The 16,256-nt window shown below is 47.7% G+C and carries 14 protein-coding genes and 1 riboswitch; of the genes, 7 read left to right on the top strand and 7 right to left on the bottom strand.

All coding sequences use genetic code 11. From position 1 onward, the window contains the following. The coding region (locus tag AC1DUA_RS02715; RefSeq protein WP_477498268.1) for a HAMP domain-containing methyl-accepting chemotaxis protein at window positions 1-1,403 on the bottom strand (1,403 nt) is incomplete at its 3' end. 270 nt (window positions 1,404-1,673) lie between these two features. Between AC1DUA_RS02715 and AC1DUA_RS02720 the strand changes: the two genes are divergently transcribed. The 4 genes from AC1DUA_RS02720 (at window position 1,674) to AC1DUA_RS02735 (ending at window position 7,029) form a co-directional block, all read left to right on the top strand. Next, entirely contained in the window at window positions 1,674-4,265 is a 2,592-nt protein-coding gene (locus AC1DUA_RS02720; RefSeq protein WP_477498269.1) for an Ig-like domain-containing protein, read from the top strand. 205 nt (window positions 4,266-4,470) lie between these two features. Further along, on the top strand, window positions 4,471-4,851 hold the full coding sequence (locus tag AC1DUA_RS02725) for a hypothetical protein (RefSeq protein ID WP_477498270.1): 381 nt from the start codon (window positions 4,471-4,473) through the stop codon (window positions 4,849-4,851). A 154-nt stretch (window positions 4,852-5,005) separates the two neighbouring features. Next, entirely contained in the window at window positions 5,006-6,121 is a 1,116-nt protein-coding gene (locus AC1DUA_RS02730; RefSeq protein ID WP_477498271.1) for a carbohydrate kinase, read from the top strand. Beyond that, window positions 6,118-7,029, top strand: a complete 912-nt coding sequence (locus tag AC1DUA_RS02735; RefSeq protein ID WP_477498272.1) for a pseudouridine-5'-phosphate glycosidase — start codon at window positions 6,118-6,120, stop codon at window positions 7,027-7,029. The genes AC1DUA_RS02730 and AC1DUA_RS02735 overlap by 4 nt, the downstream gene beginning before the upstream one ends. A gap of 253 nt (window positions 7,030-7,282) precedes the next feature. Here AC1DUA_RS02735 and AC1DUA_RS02740 read toward each other — a convergent pair whose 3' ends face one another. Further along, window positions 7,283-7,894: a nitroreductase family protein gene (locus AC1DUA_RS02740; protein ID WP_477498273.1), complete on the bottom strand. Its 612-nt coding sequence runs from the start codon at window positions 7,892-7,894 to the stop codon at window positions 7,283-7,285. 396 nt (window positions 7,895-8,290) lie between these two features. Here AC1DUA_RS02740 and AC1DUA_RS02745 point away from each other — a divergent pair, with 396 nt between their 5' ends. Both AC1DUA_RS02745 and AC1DUA_RS02750 read left to right on the top strand, forming a co-directional pair. Further along, window positions 8,291-9,904 (top strand): S-layer homology domain-containing protein, encoded by a 1,614-nt coding sequence (locus AC1DUA_RS02745; protein WP_477498274.1) that lies wholly within the window; start codon window positions 8,291-8,293, stop codon window positions 9,902-9,904. 151 nt (window positions 9,905-10,055) lie between these two features. After that, window positions 10,056-10,532, top strand: coding sequence for a YuzC family spore coat inner layer protein (locus AC1DUA_RS02750; protein WP_477498275.1), 477 nt, complete (start codon window positions 10,056-10,058; stop codon window positions 10,530-10,532). A 16-nt stretch (window positions 10,533-10,548) separates the two neighbouring features. Here AC1DUA_RS02750 and AC1DUA_RS02755 read toward each other — a convergent pair whose 3' ends face one another. The 4 genes from AC1DUA_RS02755 to AC1DUA_RS02770 all read right to left on the bottom strand — a co-directional run bounded on the left by AC1DUA_RS02755 (window position 10,549) and on the right by AC1DUA_RS02770 (window position 15,155). After that, the gene (locus AC1DUA_RS02755; RefSeq protein ID WP_477498276.1) at window positions 10,549-11,346 is read right to left on the bottom strand and encodes an energy-coupling factor transporter transmembrane component T family protein; all 798 of its coding nucleotides are present in this window, start codon (window positions 11,344-11,346) and stop codon (window positions 10,549-10,551) included. Next, on the bottom strand, window positions 11,337-12,824 hold the full coding sequence (locus tag AC1DUA_RS02760) for an ABC transporter ATP-binding protein (RefSeq protein WP_477498277.1): 1,488 nt from the start codon (window positions 12,822-12,824) through the stop codon (window positions 11,337-11,339). Before AC1DUA_RS02760 ends, AC1DUA_RS02755 begins: the two co-directional genes overlap by 10 nt. A 6-nt stretch (window positions 12,825-12,830) precedes the next feature. Beyond that, the gene (locus AC1DUA_RS02765; protein ID WP_477498278.1) at window positions 12,831-13,427 is read right to left on the bottom strand and encodes an ECF transporter S component; all 597 of its coding nucleotides are present in this window, start codon (window positions 13,425-13,427) and stop codon (window positions 12,831-12,833) included. Between the two features lie 99 nt (window positions 13,428-13,526). After that, a riboswitch (TPP riboswitch) is annotated at window positions 13,527-13,636 on the bottom strand. Window positions 13,637-13,709: 73 nt separating this feature from the next. After that, window positions 13,710-15,155, bottom strand: a complete 1,446-nt coding sequence (locus AC1DUA_RS02770) for a methyl-accepting chemotaxis protein (RefSeq protein WP_477498279.1) — start codon at window positions 15,153-15,155, stop codon at window positions 13,710-13,712. A gap of 185 nt (window positions 15,156-15,340) precedes the next feature. Between AC1DUA_RS02770 and AC1DUA_RS02775 the strand changes: the two genes are divergently transcribed. Beyond that, the gene (locus AC1DUA_RS02775) at window positions 15,341-16,072 is read left to right on the top strand and encodes a DUF3105 domain-containing protein (protein WP_477498280.1); all 732 of its coding nucleotides are present in this window, start codon (window positions 15,341-15,343) and stop codon (window positions 16,070-16,072) included. A 17-nt stretch (window positions 16,073-16,089) separates the two neighbouring features. On the opposite strand, the gene AC1DUA_RS02780 is transcribed toward AC1DUA_RS02775, so the two are convergent. Beyond that, window positions 16,090-16,254, bottom strand: coding sequence for a helix-turn-helix domain-containing protein (locus tag AC1DUA_RS02780; RefSeq protein ID WP_477498281.1), 165 nt, complete (start codon window positions 16,252-16,254; stop codon window positions 16,090-16,092). Between the last annotated feature and the right edge of the window lie 2 nt (window positions 16,255-16,256).

Here is a 16,256-nt window from a genome sequence, read left to right on the forward strand (position 1 = left end):
ATCGCCCTATCCACGTCTCCTGCTTTGCCCTCAATCTCATGCAGAAGACTTGCGATTTGTTTCGCCGCATCATTCGTTTGTCCGGACAGCTTCTGCACCTCTCCCGCTACAATGCTGAATCCTTTGCCTGCTTCCCCTGCTCTAGCTGCTTCAATGGCAGCATTCAGAGCCAACAAGTTGGTTTGCTTCGCAATCTCCGTGATAACGCGAATGATCGAGCTTATTTGACCGCAGCTGTAGCGCAGTTCGTTCGCAATAGTTCCTGCCGCCGATACTTTGTCAGAAACGAGTCCTATCCGCTCCCGCATTCTCCCTACAGCGTCCATTCCCGCTAATGAAACATCTGCTGCGGATTCCGCTAGCTGCGCCATATCACGGCTGTCTCCGCTAATAGCAGCCATCTCCTCTTTCACAACCTGAATGGTGTATAACGTCTCAGTGACGATCGCTACTTGCTCTTGGATGCCTTGCGACAAGGAGTCTGTCGATACAGCAATCGTTTCCGCAGCCAGCTTGCTTTGCTCGGCATTGCTCGCGAACTGCTCAGCTTGCTGTGTGAGGACATGCGCGCCTTGTTGAACATTCCTGATAAATGCCCGCAGGCTGATTAACATGGATTGAAACGAACGCTGCAAGTTCCCAACTTCATCATTCGAAACAGCGCCATCTAATGATATGGAAAGATTGCCTGCTTCCGCCTCGGCCATGAGCTTTTGCATGGCATGCAGGGGTCTGACGATAAGCGAAGACAGCCATCTGCCGATCACATAAAAAATGCCGATCGCACAAATCGAAGATATGATCAATATCCAGATCAGATCATGGTACTGCTTATTACGTCCTTTGTTTAGTGCCTCCGAAGTTTCCAGCCTGTCCTGCTGCAAGCTGTCTATGTACCCGCCGATGTCTTCCATCTTGCTTTTGATGTGCCCTTTATAGTACTGATAAGCCTCTATCGTCTGCCCTGATGCCGACAAAGCCTCCACTTTTCGTTGATCTTCCTCATAGGAGATTAACGACCCTTTTAACTTGGACATCCATAATGTCCCTACAGGCTCCCCCTCCAGGGATACTTCGTAATCTTTCAATAACTGACTGGTTTTTATACGAGTTTTGTTGATCTCATTTTCCAGGACGTCCTTATAGTGGCTATCCGGTGTTAAGATATGTTCCAGGAGCCTGTCGTTCATGGTATGAACGTTGCTCTCCACTTCATTAATCCAGGTTGTTGGCAAATAGTCGCTTTGGTACATCTTTTCCGCTTTTTTGTTGATATCACTGAGAAAAAAGAAGCTCGTCACCGTCAGGACGATGAGGAAAACGACTGCCAAAACATTCAACACCAATATTTTCATGCTAATTTTCAAATTTCCAACGATGCTCATAAACCTGATCTTCTTCACTTTCTCATCTCCCCATAAGTAATCTGCTTTTAAATATACAGGTCATTCAAAAAGTTAACAATAAACACAATTAAATATTATTTATTTTATTTTTATTAATTGTTTTTCGTTGTTTTACAAAAAAATGAAACATTATTTATCATCCCAAGGTTAAAATTCGGTAGATATTGTGACAGCTATTCATTTCGTTCCATTTATATCCGATACTAATTAGGTTCCCAGTTTTTCATTCATAACTTATTACGGAACGATATCGGAGGGATTATTAACGTGAGGTTTAGACACAGCAAGTGGTTATCCTTGGTATTCATTTTCATTTTAGCCAGTCAATCTTTAGTCGCAGGAAACGCCTTTGCCGCTGATGAGATTTCCAAACTCGTCCTGAACAAGAATGAGCTTGCTTTGCAAGTTGGGGATACTGCCAATCTAACAGCAACCGCTATTTTCGTAAGTGGATCTACCGAGAATGCAACGGTCAAAACGGATTGGAACTCCGGCACGACAGATGTTGCTTCTGTCTATGCAGGTGTAGTGACAGCCAAAAAAGAAGGAAAAGCCGTTATTACCGCTACTTATATGGGTAAAACCGAGATCGTGAGTGTCACTGTAAGCAAAAAAGTAAAATCGTTAACGACAGACAAACGCTCTCTCGAGCTGCGTCTGAATGCCACAGATCAACTTTTAATTACTGCTTACTATGATGATGGCACATCCGAGGATGTGACGAATAAAGCCGATTACACGGTTGATACAAGCTCCATCGTTACTGTTACGAATGGTTTGGTTAAGGGACAGAATCCGGGCAGTGCAACTGTAACGGTCAAATATATGAATCAATCACTAACCCTGCCTGTCGATGTTGAGGTTGTTCGACGTATTGACGCTGAGAGCACAAGCGTATCTTTGCTACTGAACGGAACGGCAGATATTAAAATTATGGCAACTTATCCGAACGGTGACATTGCTGACGTCTCAGAAAAAGTTGTTTGGACAACAGATAAAGCCAATGTTGCTGACGCTATCAAAGGTAAAGTTACGGGCTATAGTGTGGGAACGGCCAACTTAACGGCAACTTACGGCACTAAATCTACAACAATTACCGTTGACGTAGACAGCACCCTTAAACTTGAATTAGATAAGCAGAATTTGCTTCTGAAGAAAAATGCTGCTGGTGAATTGAAGTTAACCGCTACATATGCTGACGGGAAAAAGGAAGATATCACAGATCGCGCCGAGTGGGCGTCCAGTGACGAGGATATCGTCCAAGTTTCAAAAGGAAAACTCTCCGCGATTGCGATTGGCGAAGCGAAGATTTACGCGAAATACGGCGATAAAGCCGTTGTAGCCAATATAGACGTGGAAGTTCCACGCCGCTTGGTTGTAGATACTGATCTTGTTTCCTTGCAAACAGGACAAGAGCAGCTCCTTGTCCTTCACGCTACGTATGCCGATGGCACAAGCGATCTCGTTACGGATAGCGCCGAGTGGAGCGTGGACGATGAGAATGTTGCTTTCGTCATCAAAGGAAAAGTCACGACTTACAAAGCCGGTGTCGCTACAATAACAGCGAAATACGGCGGCAAAACAACGACCACGAAAGTGGAAGTCGATATCCCTACGATCATTACACCAACCAAGAAAACCGTTAACCTACAGATCGGCGGTTCCGACAAAATCAAATTAATGGCCTCTTTCAAAGACGGTCGTGAGGTTGATGTGACGAGCAAAGCCGAGTGGACAACCAGCTCCAAGGATATTGCCGAAGCACGGGACGGCGAGATCTTCGGTCTTGCGACCGGAGCAGCGACCATTACCGCAAAATATGGAACACGCACAGCAGTCATTCAAGTGTCTGTAGGCGTCTTGAAGACCCTTACGATTAGCCAAGAGAAGCTAATTATGAAAAAAGGCGACTCAGTTAACTTGAAGGCTGAAGCTCTTTATACCGATGATACGAAGAAAGATGTTACCTCCGATGTGATCTGGACCAGCAGCAATGTGAAAGCGGCGACGGTTGATGGTGGAGTCGTGAAAGCTATTGCTTCTGGAGAATCTACATTAACAGCTCAACTAGACAGCAAAACAGTCACTATTCCTGTCCAAATCGATATGGCAAGCGATCTTACGGCGAATGTAGCTAATCTAGTTTTTGATATGAATGAAACACGTACTATCGTTCTGACGGCTACAGATTCCTCAGGTGCAGCGCGTACAGTTACCAACGATGCAGAGTGGAAAACAAGCAATAGCGCGATTGTGTTAGTATCCAAAGGTGTTGTGACTCCGGTATCACGAGGGAAAGCAACGATTACAGCAACTTATGGCGGCAAAAATATTTCCATTCCGGTAGAAATCGGCGTAGTTGCAGGGCTAGTTGCAGATAAKACTTTCATCGTTACCAAAAGAGGCGATCAAGTTCAAATAAAATTGACCGCGACGCTCTCGAACGGCACAACCAAGGATGTCACGGAATCCGCGACATGGAAAGTCAGCTCCTATAAGCTGGGTACCGTTACTAATGGACTTTTCACACCAACAGCTTCAGGGAAAACGACAATCACCGGATCCTTCGGCGGTAAAATGGTTGCCATTCCAGTGGAAATCGACTCCTTGAAATATTTGAAAACCGATGTAGTCAAAGTCGAGCTCAAAGAAGGCAGCACAGCCAACATTAAAGCTTTAGCCACATACACGGACGGATCCGAAGAGGATGTCACGAAGCCAGCCTTGTGGACATCGTCGAATATCATGATCGCGGATGTGAAAGACGGCATCATCAAAGCAACCGGCAAAGGAACTGCGAGAATCACGGTGACGTATTCTAACATGAGAACAACGGTTCAAGTGACGGTTACTAAATAACAATATAGGGCTATCCTCAAGTAGATGATTCTACTTAAGGGTAGCCTTTTTTTAGTTATAACACTCGCCTGCTTTTCATTTTGAGAAATTCATTAATCAATAATAGTGTCCTAATTTGTTTATACATAAGTTTTCGTCCATGGGAGAAAATAAGCATACCTGCATTTACAGGCAACTATTTAAGAAGTGCTTGGAGGTATGGAACATGTTCCCCCGATTTGTGAAACTAGCTTTAATTTCTTTTCTGTGCATTGCCGTCCTGCTTGGGGCTCATCAATATCGGAAGCATCCGCGTAATCAACAAATGATATCCCATGCTGAAAGCTGGGAAGCGGCCAAGCAAGGTTCACCCACTTTTTATCAGACAAATCCATTCGGTATGCCTGGCGCAGATACAAGGCTGCATATGACTACGGATATGAATCAACATGCCGCGGCATATGGACTTACACCGCCAACCTCGATGAAAGCATTGATGGTTCAAACGGAGGACAACGCGGATAAGGGCTGGGGCGGATGGAGCTATATCGGTCTGCTGGGACTGCTAGGGCTGCTCGGCATCAGAAGCCGTTCGGAATCTTCTTAATCAGAATAAGCGATTAAAGGAGCACTGTACCCCGGTCTCGGGAAGCAGGCTCCTTTTCATTTGCGAACGCTTAATAGACAAATGTTTTACCATTGGACATTTGTCTATAGCTATAATAAACTAGAAGTAGTCAACGATCGAAAGGAGCCATTTCATGGATCGTGAACAGCAAATTTTAGCGCTCATTCGTCAGAATCCATTCATCTCTCAGCATGAAATGGCCAGCATCATCGGCATATCCCGATCTGCTGTCGCCGGATACATCGCTGCCCTGACCAAGAAAGGGACGATCCGCGGACGCGCTTACGTGACCTCGGATGCGAATACGGTCATATGTATCGGCGGTGCGAACCTAGACAGCAAAGCGACTAGCAAGCAGGCCATTCGCCTAGCCTCTTCGAATCCAGTCACCGTGACGGAATCCTGCGGCGGCGTTGCCCGCAATATCGCAGAGACGCTGGTGAGCCTAGCTTGTCAAACGGCGCTGCTCACGGTTGTTGGCGATGACAAGGCTGGCCAATGGGTGTTAGAAGAAACGCGGAGGCGCGGCGTTGACGTCAGTCAAGCCATCGTACTCCAGGGCGAGAACACAGGGACGTACACGGCGCTGCTCGACGCGACAGGCGAGATGTTTCTCGCTTTTGCAAATATGGACATCTACGATAAATGTACGCCTGCCCTGCTGCGGGACAAGTGGCCGCATGTGGCCTCTGCTAGGCTCGTCATTGCGGATACGAATTTACCCGCTGAGACACTTGCCGAGCTGATTAATCGGTGCAAGGAAGAAAACCTGCCCTTATTTATCGATCCCGTGTCTTCGGAAAAAGCCAAGAAACTCCCGCAAGCACTGCATGGTGTAACGGCGATTTTCCCTAACTTGGAGGAAGCTTGTCAGCTAGCAGGCATCGCGTCCGATAACAGCAACAACGATTACAGCAGGATTGCAAGAGCAATCCGCGCACGCGGCGTCCAGCACGTCTTCATAACCCTTGGCAGCCAAGGCGTGATGTACGCTGGTGAGGAAGGCGAGCGGCTTTTCCCACCCATTCCGACCAATGTCGTAGAGGTCACGGGAGCAGGTGATGCTTTTCTCGCCGGTATTGCTTACGGGGTCATGCGGCAATCCACTTATATGGAATCCTGCGTTTACGGACTCGCCGCTTCTCATATTACGCTTCAAACCGACCAATCTGTCGCGAGCGAGCTGACGGAAGAACGACTGCAACAAACCTTACTTCACCTGACAAAAGGAGACGAAACCCTATTATGAATACAACTTACCTAACGTTTACTGATGAAGTTAAAGAGGCTTTGGCAAACAATAAACCTGTCGTGGCTCTAGAGACCACGATCATTTCTCACGGGATGCCTTACCCGCAAAACATCGAAATGGCCAAAAAGGTTGAACAAATCATTCGCGATAACGGTGCCGTTCCAGCTACGATTGGGATCATGGATGGGAAGATCAAAATCGGCTTAAACGATCAGGAGCTCGAAGCTTTCGCGACGAACGCACATGTGGAAAAAGTCAGCCGCCGCGACTTCCCTTATATCCTCTCGTCGGGCCAAATCGGCGCGACAACAGTCGCAGCCACAATGATCGGCGCTGCGCTTGCGGGCATCGAAGTATTCGCTACCGGCGGCATTGGCGGCGTTCACCGTGAAGGCGAAGTGACGATGGACGTCTCCGCCGATTTGACTGAACTGGCACAGACGAACGTTGCCGTTGTCTGCGCTGGCGTGAAGTCGATTCTCGATATTGGCCGCACGCTCGAATATTTGGAAACCCACGGCGTTCCCGTGGTTGGTTACAAGACGAGCGAGTTCCCGTCCTTCTACGCTCGCGAAAGCGGCTACGGCGTAGACTTCCGCCTCGATGAGGCAGCCGACGTTGCGGCCATGCTCCGCACGAAGTGGGAGCTGGGCCTTGCCGGCGGCGCCATCATCGCCAACCCGGTCCCTGCGGAATCCGCCATGGACCATGTCGAGATCGAAAGCTTCATCCAGCAGGCGCTTGCTGAAGCCAAAGATCAGAACGTGACCGGGAAGAAGGTCACGCCTTTCCTGCTAGCGCGCATCAAACAGCTGACCGAAGGTCGCAGCCTGGAGACGAATATCGCGCTGGTGTACCACAATGCCGAAACCGCCGCGAAGATTGCGGTTGCGTTGAAGAACTAAAAGACCAAACCCTCCATGTCCACGATGATTGTGGACATGGAGGGTTTGTTTACATGCAAAAAGTGCAGCAAATTCAGCCAGCGCCGGCGATTCAAGGCCAAATCATGTAAAACCTACATCTAATTCCGTCAAATTGCCCCAAACTGGGCATTCTACCGAAGATTTGATGTATGAATTACATGATTTCCTCTTAAATCGCAGAAGCACGGGGAATTTGCTGCACTTTTTACAGTTATTTATTCAGCGAAGAACGCTACTCGCTGACCCAAAGCGTTTTTTGCGCGAATGGGGTACGCGACGCTCTCGGCGGAGCCATGTCTGGGTAACCGAGATAGACGAACCCGACGAGCTCCTCTTTTGCGCCAAGGCTGAAGGCTTCGCGCATCTTCGGATGATAGGTCGGCGCACCCGTCCGCCAGATCGAGCTTAGACCGAGCATGTGCGCGGTCAGGAGCATATTTTGTACAGCGGCATGTGCAGCCGCGTATTCTTCAATCTCCGGCACAACGGCTTGTGCCGAAGGTGTAACGGCCACGGCGATGACTACCGGCGCGCGGAATGCTTTTTTCATCTGAGCACCTTTCAGCACAGCCAACTCTTCCTCGGTCAATGCTGGATCGGCTTCAGAAGCCGCTACCTCAGCGTAGCCCTTTCCTAGAAGGCCACGACCTTCGCCCGTCATCACCCAAAACCGCCAAGGTTCTGTATGGCAATGGTTTGGCGCCCAAGTGCCTGCTTCCAATATTTCTTCAATCAGCGCTTTGTCAACAGGGTCTTGTTTCACTTTCCCGATACTCCGGCGATTGCGAATTGCTTCTTTTAATTCCATGTTTCTCCCACTCCACTCTTTGAAATTACACTTCATTATATTCCTACTCTAAGTCTATTGTGATATGAACGATACTGCAACAGCAAACATACAGGTCATTCAAAAATAATGGTATAGGACAATAAGACAATAAGAAAACCTGACGGGTCGGGGGAATCTCCAACTCCATCAGGCTTGGTATCTAGTGAGAATTTCTTTGGGAAGCTTAGCAGAACTACAGAAACTTTTTTAGCCGAATTGACGTCTATGTTAGAAGAAAGTGAAAAAATAGCGGACTATCGTTCACTTTTAGCACTCTCGTTCTTCAACTGCCAAGAATTTGACAATGACATAGACAATCAGGCAAGCTATAGTTATAGCACAGAACGAAACAAGATTAATTGCTAGAATCATAGTTTCATACTATATATACCTAGGAGGTACTACATCTAAATGAAAAAATTAACGATGATCGCGACAGCTGCTATGGCTTTCTCTTTGTTGACTTCCGCTGTCGTAACACACCCTGCTTCTGCCGCTGGTAAAACGAGTGCTGATTTCACCGATTTGGCTGGTGTTGATGCTGCATTAAAAGCCAAAATCGATGCTATGTTGGCATCCGATATATTCGAAGGCGTGTCCGACGACACATTCGGCATTACACAAAATATGACTCGTGCACAATTTGCAAAAGTAGCAACGCTTATCTATGACATTCCTGTCGATCTTACTGTTAAGGTGTCCAGCTTTACCGATGTTCATGCGGACGATTCCGCTAACGGTTGGGCAATTCCTTACATCGAAGCTGCGAAAAAAGCCGGACTTATCGACGGTATTACTGACACAACCTTCGTTCCTAGTGATTCCGTAACTGCTGGTCAGCTGGATACTTTACTTCTTAAAGGACTAGGGAAAACAGTTTCCGTAACAGGTACTCCATGGTACGCGGATGCCGTAAAACAGGCAACAGACCTTGGCATTCATCCTTCTGGAAAATCCGGAGATCAAGCTGCTAACCGCGCTGACCTTGTAACAAGTTCTTACGTTGCACAGCAAGCTTTTGACAAAGACAACGAAACACTCATTTCGATCACAAAAGTTCAAGCTTCATCCGACAATAATAAACAAGTTCTAGTTACACTGAACAAAAAAGTTGACACAGCCACAGCAACATTCACGCTTAAAAATGGTACTACAACAGTTCCTGCAAAAACGACTTGGTCGACAGATGGCCTTACAGCAACACTTACTGTTGACGCAGCCCTAGCTGTGGGTGACTATACAGTAACACTAGGCGGACTTGATGCATCTACGATCAAAACAGCTACTGGAAGCTTCAGCGTAGCTCCTGTCGACACTGGCAACGTTTCTATTGAAGATAACTACACGTTGGCAGCTGTAATCGATAGCGGGCTGACAGATTCAGCAACTGGTTCGATCACTAAGGCGATTGCCGAGGATCCTACACAAAGTAAATTTGCCAAAGAAATCAAAATTCAAGTGAAAAACGCTAGCGGCGACATTGTTGCCGTTCCAGGGATTGTTCAGTCCGTATTCTCATCTAACTCTGGTATTGCTAAAGTAGGTGTTACTACTGACCACCACGCTTACGTACTCGGCAACAAAGCTGGTACAGCAGATGTCACTGTGACTGTCAAAATTGGTAACAATGATTCCAAACAATTGCACGTGCCAGTAACGGTTACTAATGATTCGATTAGTGTGAAACAAATTAAAGCCGATGAAACTTCCATCAAGAAAACCATGACGGTTAGTAACGGCGTCTACACAGCTGACATTAATCCATATACAGAAATGGATCTTACTCTAACAGATAATTTTGGTATCGAATACGAAAACACTGAGATTGCAGATTACAACTTTGGACTAGGCACACTTATTGTCGCTAAAGCTATAAAAGGTGACGGAGTCAACCCAGTAGGTACTGTAAAGGTTGGCGACAATGGAATGGTTCACGTTGAAGGAAACGTCGTTTCTTTTGAATTATCCATTGTAGCTCCATCCGGCCAACAAGCAGTAAGCTATGTAACACTAAACCGCAACTAATCAGACTTTCAAAATGAGCTGCCCGAAGTAGTTTCTCTACTTTGGGTGGCCTTTTTTTGCGTTTGGCGCCGTTCATGCACCAACATGCCCATTTTACATATATTGCTAATGCGCACGTAAGCTCAATTTCTCAAGAAAAGGGGTTCGTCCCATGTACAACTACCCTACTTATTATTTTCATCAACAGCGCTTCTGTCCTTATTCCCCGACTGTCTCTGCTTCCCCCAATTATCGATCCTATAGCTTAAATGAGCAGCAAGATCAGCCAGAAGTCTGGGCAGGTTGGGAGCAGCATTACCCCCATTTATCTATGAATACGACCATCCCCCGTGATTATCCAAACGTTGATTCTAAAATACTTGCCAATTCGATTACGTCTTCTAATCATCTGCTCAAGGACGCTTCCCTTCTCATCCAAAAGCTAGCTGAACCCGCCATCGCTCATGAGTTAATGACATATGCTCAGCAAGGAAATCAAAAAGAAGTGGACCGTATTGTCCACTCCTTCGGCGTTAAATCTGCTGTTATGACTAACTACTCACCTAGCTCCGTTAAGTTTACTATTGATCCGCGAACAAATGACATCCCTTGCTGTGAGGTGACATTGTCGCTCAAATGGGGTAAATAGCCTAGCCGTCTTTCGTTTATCGTACGTCAAATGCATCCCAGATTGGCCATGCTGTGCCCGCCCAATACGCAAACATAACGAGAAGCAGCCAGTACATCAGATAATAAATATCTAATTTTGAATAGCTTGATTGATAATAATAAGTTCGTTTGGTATGGGAGGAGAAACGCTTCGCTTCCATAGCAACGGCTGTTCGGTGAGCACGGCGGATGCTCTGCGCAAGGAGCGGAATGGCATACATGCGCAGCGTTGTGTACCAGCCCGTTAGCCAGCGGCCTCTCCGCTTCCTGCCGCGCACCTTAAGCGCGTAGCGCAGCGTCTGGAATTCCTCCAGCATAAGAGGCAGCATACGCAAAGCGGCAAGGAAGCTGTAGGCGTACTTCGGCGCCACCTTCCACTGCTGCATCAGCGCATAAAATAGGGCAACCGGCCGCGTCGTTAAGCTGAACAGCAAGCCGACAGCCGCGACCTGTAGACCGCGGAACCCCAGATGCAGTCCGCGATAAAAGCTTTCCTCCGTGATTCGGATGAATCCGAGACGAAACCACTCCGTGTCCCCGCTGCCGAACATCATCATCCCCGCCGCAGAAGAGATGAAGATGAGCAGGAACGGCGAAGCATACAACAGCAGACGGCGCAGCGGCTGGCCTGAATAGCAGAACAGCGGCACCAGCGCGCCCGCTGTTAGGTACATCATGGTATTCAGATTATGCGTGAATACAACAAGAACAAATAGAAGCAGCGAAAGGACAAGCTTCACTCCTGGATTGACCCGATGCAGCCAGGTTTCACGATACGTGAACGTTATTTGCATACCATCGGTGCTCCTTCCTTAGTGTGGGCTGCGAAAGTCGGAGACTGTTCCTGCACACAACCGGCTTCAACCTGCCACACGCGCGTGGCACAGCGTTTGACGATCTCCTCATCGTGCGTCACCATCACGATGACTGTCCCGCCTGCGCGCAGCCGCTCCAGCTGCTCCAGCATGCGCATCGTGCCGCTTGCGTCGAGCCCGAAGGTGGGCTCATCCAGCAGCAGGATACGTGGGCGGCGGACCATCGCAGAAGCTACGCTTAAGCGGCGCTTCTGGCCCATCGAGAGCTGGAACGGATGCCGCTTGCGCAGCGCGAGCAGATCGTACTGCACCAGCAGCTCCTCCAGAGCAGCCTGCTGTGCGCCCTTCCCCTTCCCCTCCTCCGCCTCCGGCAGGGAGTAGAGCAGCTCCTCTTCMACCGAATTCGTCACGAATTGGAATTCAGGGTTTTGAAACACGAAGCCGACTTGCTGCGCGATCTGCTCGATTTTATTGCCCTTCACGCCGTCGATCCAGCAGCTGCCCTTGGTCGGGATGAGCCGCATTATGGCGAGTAGGAGTGAGCTTTTGCCGGCGCCGTTCGCCCCGATGATCATGATCCAGTCGCCGGGATATACGCTCAAGTTATCCACAGAGGTCTTGATCTGTCCGCCGCGGAGCCCGGTGAAATCGCGAAGGGACAGGATCGGCTGCCAATTCTCGGCATCAGTTTCCACAGCCGAATTACTCCCCTTCAAGCGTTCCATGTGGAAGCCGTCCCAGACGCCCGGATACCAAATGCCATAGTCGGCAAGCTGTTTCTTGTACCTTTCAAAGATGACTTGGGGTATACCATCAGCCAGTATCTCCCCGTTTGGAGAGATGACAATCAGACGGTCGATGAGATCGAGAATGCCGCTGATTTTATGCTCCACAATGACTAGGGTCTTGTCAGCGCTAATGGACCGGATCGTTTCCCAAACAAGCCCAGTGCCCTCTTCATCCAATAACGCCGTAGGCTCATCTAGAAAGAGCACTTCCGGCTCCAAAGCAAGAACACTTGCAATCGCCAATCGCTGCTTCATCCCCTGTGACAGTTGGTTGATTAAGGTATGAGCATCTTCCAGCTGCAACCCAACCAAGCTCAGATAATGCGCGATGCGCGCTGGCATTTCCTCACGGGGGACCTGCCTATTTTCCAGAACAAAAGCGATTTCCTCATCCACGTACGGCATGCAGAACTGAGCGTCTGGGTCTTGAAACACATACCCCCAGCGACTTGGCGTGACAAGCCTATCCGCCTTAAGCGGAATCTCGATAATATCGGGGACGATTCCGCTCAGCACTTGCAGCAGCGTCGATTTGCCGCAGCCGCTTGGCCCAAGCAGCAACACCTTCTCCCCTGGCATCACCGAAAAGGAAACCCCTTGAAATAACAGGGGAACCTCATCACCGGGATATTTTAACCGCAGATTGGTAACTCCGATTGCCTCGCTCATCACGCATTACCCCAGTACATCGTAATCCTTCTTTGAAACGGGACGAACTAAGTTAAGCACTCCCGTGCGAGCCAGTGCTTTAGCCAAGTAATAAGCGAATACGCCAGCGATGATGGCAGAGCCAGCAAGACGAAGCCCAATAAACAAGCAATAATTCCAAAAGGTTAGCTGATCAATATAGCCATAATATTTATCCACCAGCAGCGAAAGCGCTGCGGATGCGAAAGACGCAAGCACTGTTACACTCACATTCGCCCGACGATACAAGAAAAGCGCGAAAATCAGCTCTGCGCCAAGCCCTTGAAGAATGCCGTACGCAAGTGTCGATACCCCCCATGAACCTCCAAAAAGAGCTTCAATCGTCGCGGCTGCAACCTCAGCCAACAATGCTACGCCTGGCTTACGAATAACCAGAAAAGCAAATGTAGCCGCCATGAACCACATACCGTAGCTTAACTGTTCGGCATGAAGACCGATCGGTTTCAGAAGGTCATACATCGGACCCCATATGCGGTAAATCACCCCAAATACCGCCGCGATCACGATTGTGACCAAGATATCAGTCAATTTTAATCCTTTTGCCCCTGTTTCTTTTTGTGCCATTTCTTCTTCCCACTCCTTTTCTTAGATACAATTTGTCAAATGAGATAGGCGAACACGACAAAAAAAGCCTACCGGGATGCGGCAGGCATAAAATTAGTGCAGAATTTTGTGTGAATTCTCTACGCTGGCATTACCCAGATCAGATTAACGGTCAGTGGCATAGGGCCACTATCTCAGCCTGACTTCATCAAGCACCCGTGTTGCTATTCATTTGGCTTAACTGTAGCGGATTAACCGATATTTGGCAATGCCTTCAGAGAAATTATTTTTCGTTATTTTTCATTATTTTTCAATCAAAAGCTTTAGATCAAGGGTCAATCCGTACAACTGACGGATGCTGTCAACTATATCTTCCACCCGCTTCTGCTGCACTTCTGCGCTAGCAAGCACTTGCTGCACGGATGCGGCAGACTCTTCGGTTATCGCTGCCACGGATGTCATTTCCTCGGCAACCTTCTGGGAGGACATTTGCAATTGTTGATTCATGCGCTGCAAATTCTCTGCTTGCTCCATGACTTCAGAGGTATTCGTGTTAATAACTTCGAACAGCTGATCAACACTTTCGGCTGACTTTCTACCCGATTCTACTGCTATTTTGCCGACTGCCACTTTCTCTACTGCTGTTTCTACCTTTTGCTGAATAGAGCCCAGAATCTCTGAGATATCCGTTGAAGCAACGTGTGCGTTCATCGCAAGCTTCCGAATCTCGCCAGCAACCACGGCAAAACCTTTGCCATGTTCCCCAGCTCGAGCAGCCTCGATGGATGCATTGAGCGATAGCAGATTCGTTTGATTGGCAATGTCAGCAATCATTGTCACGATATTACCGATTTTCACATTTTCTTCATTCACTTCATTCATGATGTTCGACGTTTCCGTCACGATCACGGTAATATCCTTGATTTTATGCGTCAAATCTTCCATTTGATTCTTGCCTTCATTCGTCATGCGGGCTGTATCCCGGGATCTACTGCTCATCGTGTCCGATGCGGAAGAGGTCATCTCCACCGTCTCATTCACTTCTTGGATAGCCGTTGTAATGTCTGTAATGGAAGTTGCTTGAGATTCAATACCGATGGAGATCTCCTGGAAAGCCGCAACGACTTCTTCTGTGATTCTGCCGGTAACGGAGGCATTTTCATGAAGCGTATTACTGGAAGTTCCCAGCGTCTCTGTTGTCGTACGGACACCTGTCAGAACCTCTTCCGTCTTCATGCGTGACACCTCAGACTCTCGAGCGCTCTGGGCTACACGTCTCAATAATCTGCTTCCTATCTGACCTTGACCAATAAGCGCAACAATCGTTAGCACATAAAAAGCATTGATCGCAATGTAGTCAATTGGACCTGACAAGGTGGAAAAGAAGTAGTTCAAATTAATGATTCCGATCACGCCATTTAGTAACATCGGCCTATAATCCATATACAAGGAGACCAGTGCTAAACTTAAGTACAAGATAAGCATACTGGATAGTGTGGTATTATGCGTCATAAAGAAATATGAAATCACATTAAGCCCTATTGCAATGATATACTTGGTATATGTGACCCCGATTTTTCTCCAGATCAGCAACGTACAAATTAGCGCGATAGGCGCTCCAAAAGCCAGCAGTGTCGTTACAACTCCCATGGATTTATAGGAGGTTCCCACTCCTAACACCAAACATGCCCACAATAGCTTCACCATTAATCCATTTCTTTTATGTAGTTCCAGCATCTGTGCCGTCATCTGGTCATCCCTCCTCTTTTTCTACAAAAATAGACATTTTGTTACATGATTCAACATTAGCAAGGTAAATTCCTTCTTTTCCCATGCCGAAAACGTTATCTCTACATAGAAGTTGACTTCTTGTCCCCATCGAAACTACAATATGTAGTGTATGACGGATTATAATATAAAGGAGCTCATATCAAATGGACAATTCCACCATGCAGAACGGACTGGATATTACTGCAATTTTGCTTTATATAGGGGCAGCCCTTTTCATTTTGGCCATCATAGGTTATGTGCTTGCCGCTAAGACGAACAAAGCGAACACGAGCAAGCTGAAAAAAGTCGAGAAACAAGCTCTGCAAAAAAAGCGCAAGACATGGATGATTCTCTCCCATACCCTTTTGATTCTGGCAGTCTGCTCTTTGGGAACTTCTCTGATCCAATCCTCGTCCAATAAATATAGCGTTGAAAAGCTTAATTACAACGCGCCTATCGAGGTCACGACGGATAAGGATTACGGGCGCGGTCACGATGAGGGCATGCTGACCTACGAGATGAAAATCCCAACTTCTGGCACGCACAGTCCGCATGATTTGAAGTTCGGATTTTACAAGGAAAGACCTACGTATGCGATGCTTGTCCATAATTTGGAGCACGGCGATATCATCATCTATTACCATCCAGATGCACCTCAAGAGCTCAAGGATCGCCTCGAATATTTAAGTCATTTCAAGCAAGCGGGCGCTGGTGTGCTGGCTGTTGCTAATGCAGATGTACCCAGCGATAAAGAGGTTGTCGTAACCGCTTGGACGAAGACGATGCAGCTTGCCAAGTTTGACGAAGCCAGCGTTGGCACTTTCATCTACCAGAATATCGATAAAGGTCCTGAAAAGATCCCGCCTGAAGTGCGTCGTGGCGGCGGAACGATGTAATCGAAGGCTAATTGCTGCTATTTTCGGACGGTTTCGCGGTCAGAGACCAAATCAGTTGGCACTAGTCCAGTCAATCTTTTGAACACACGATAAAAATATGACGGGTCATTGTACCCGATGAAATCGGATATTTCCGTCACCGTTAATGCCGAGTGCCTGAGCATGTATACAGCCGTTTTGATCC

The sequence above is a fragment of the Paenibacillus sp. 01T422 genome, from assembly GCF_056398785.1.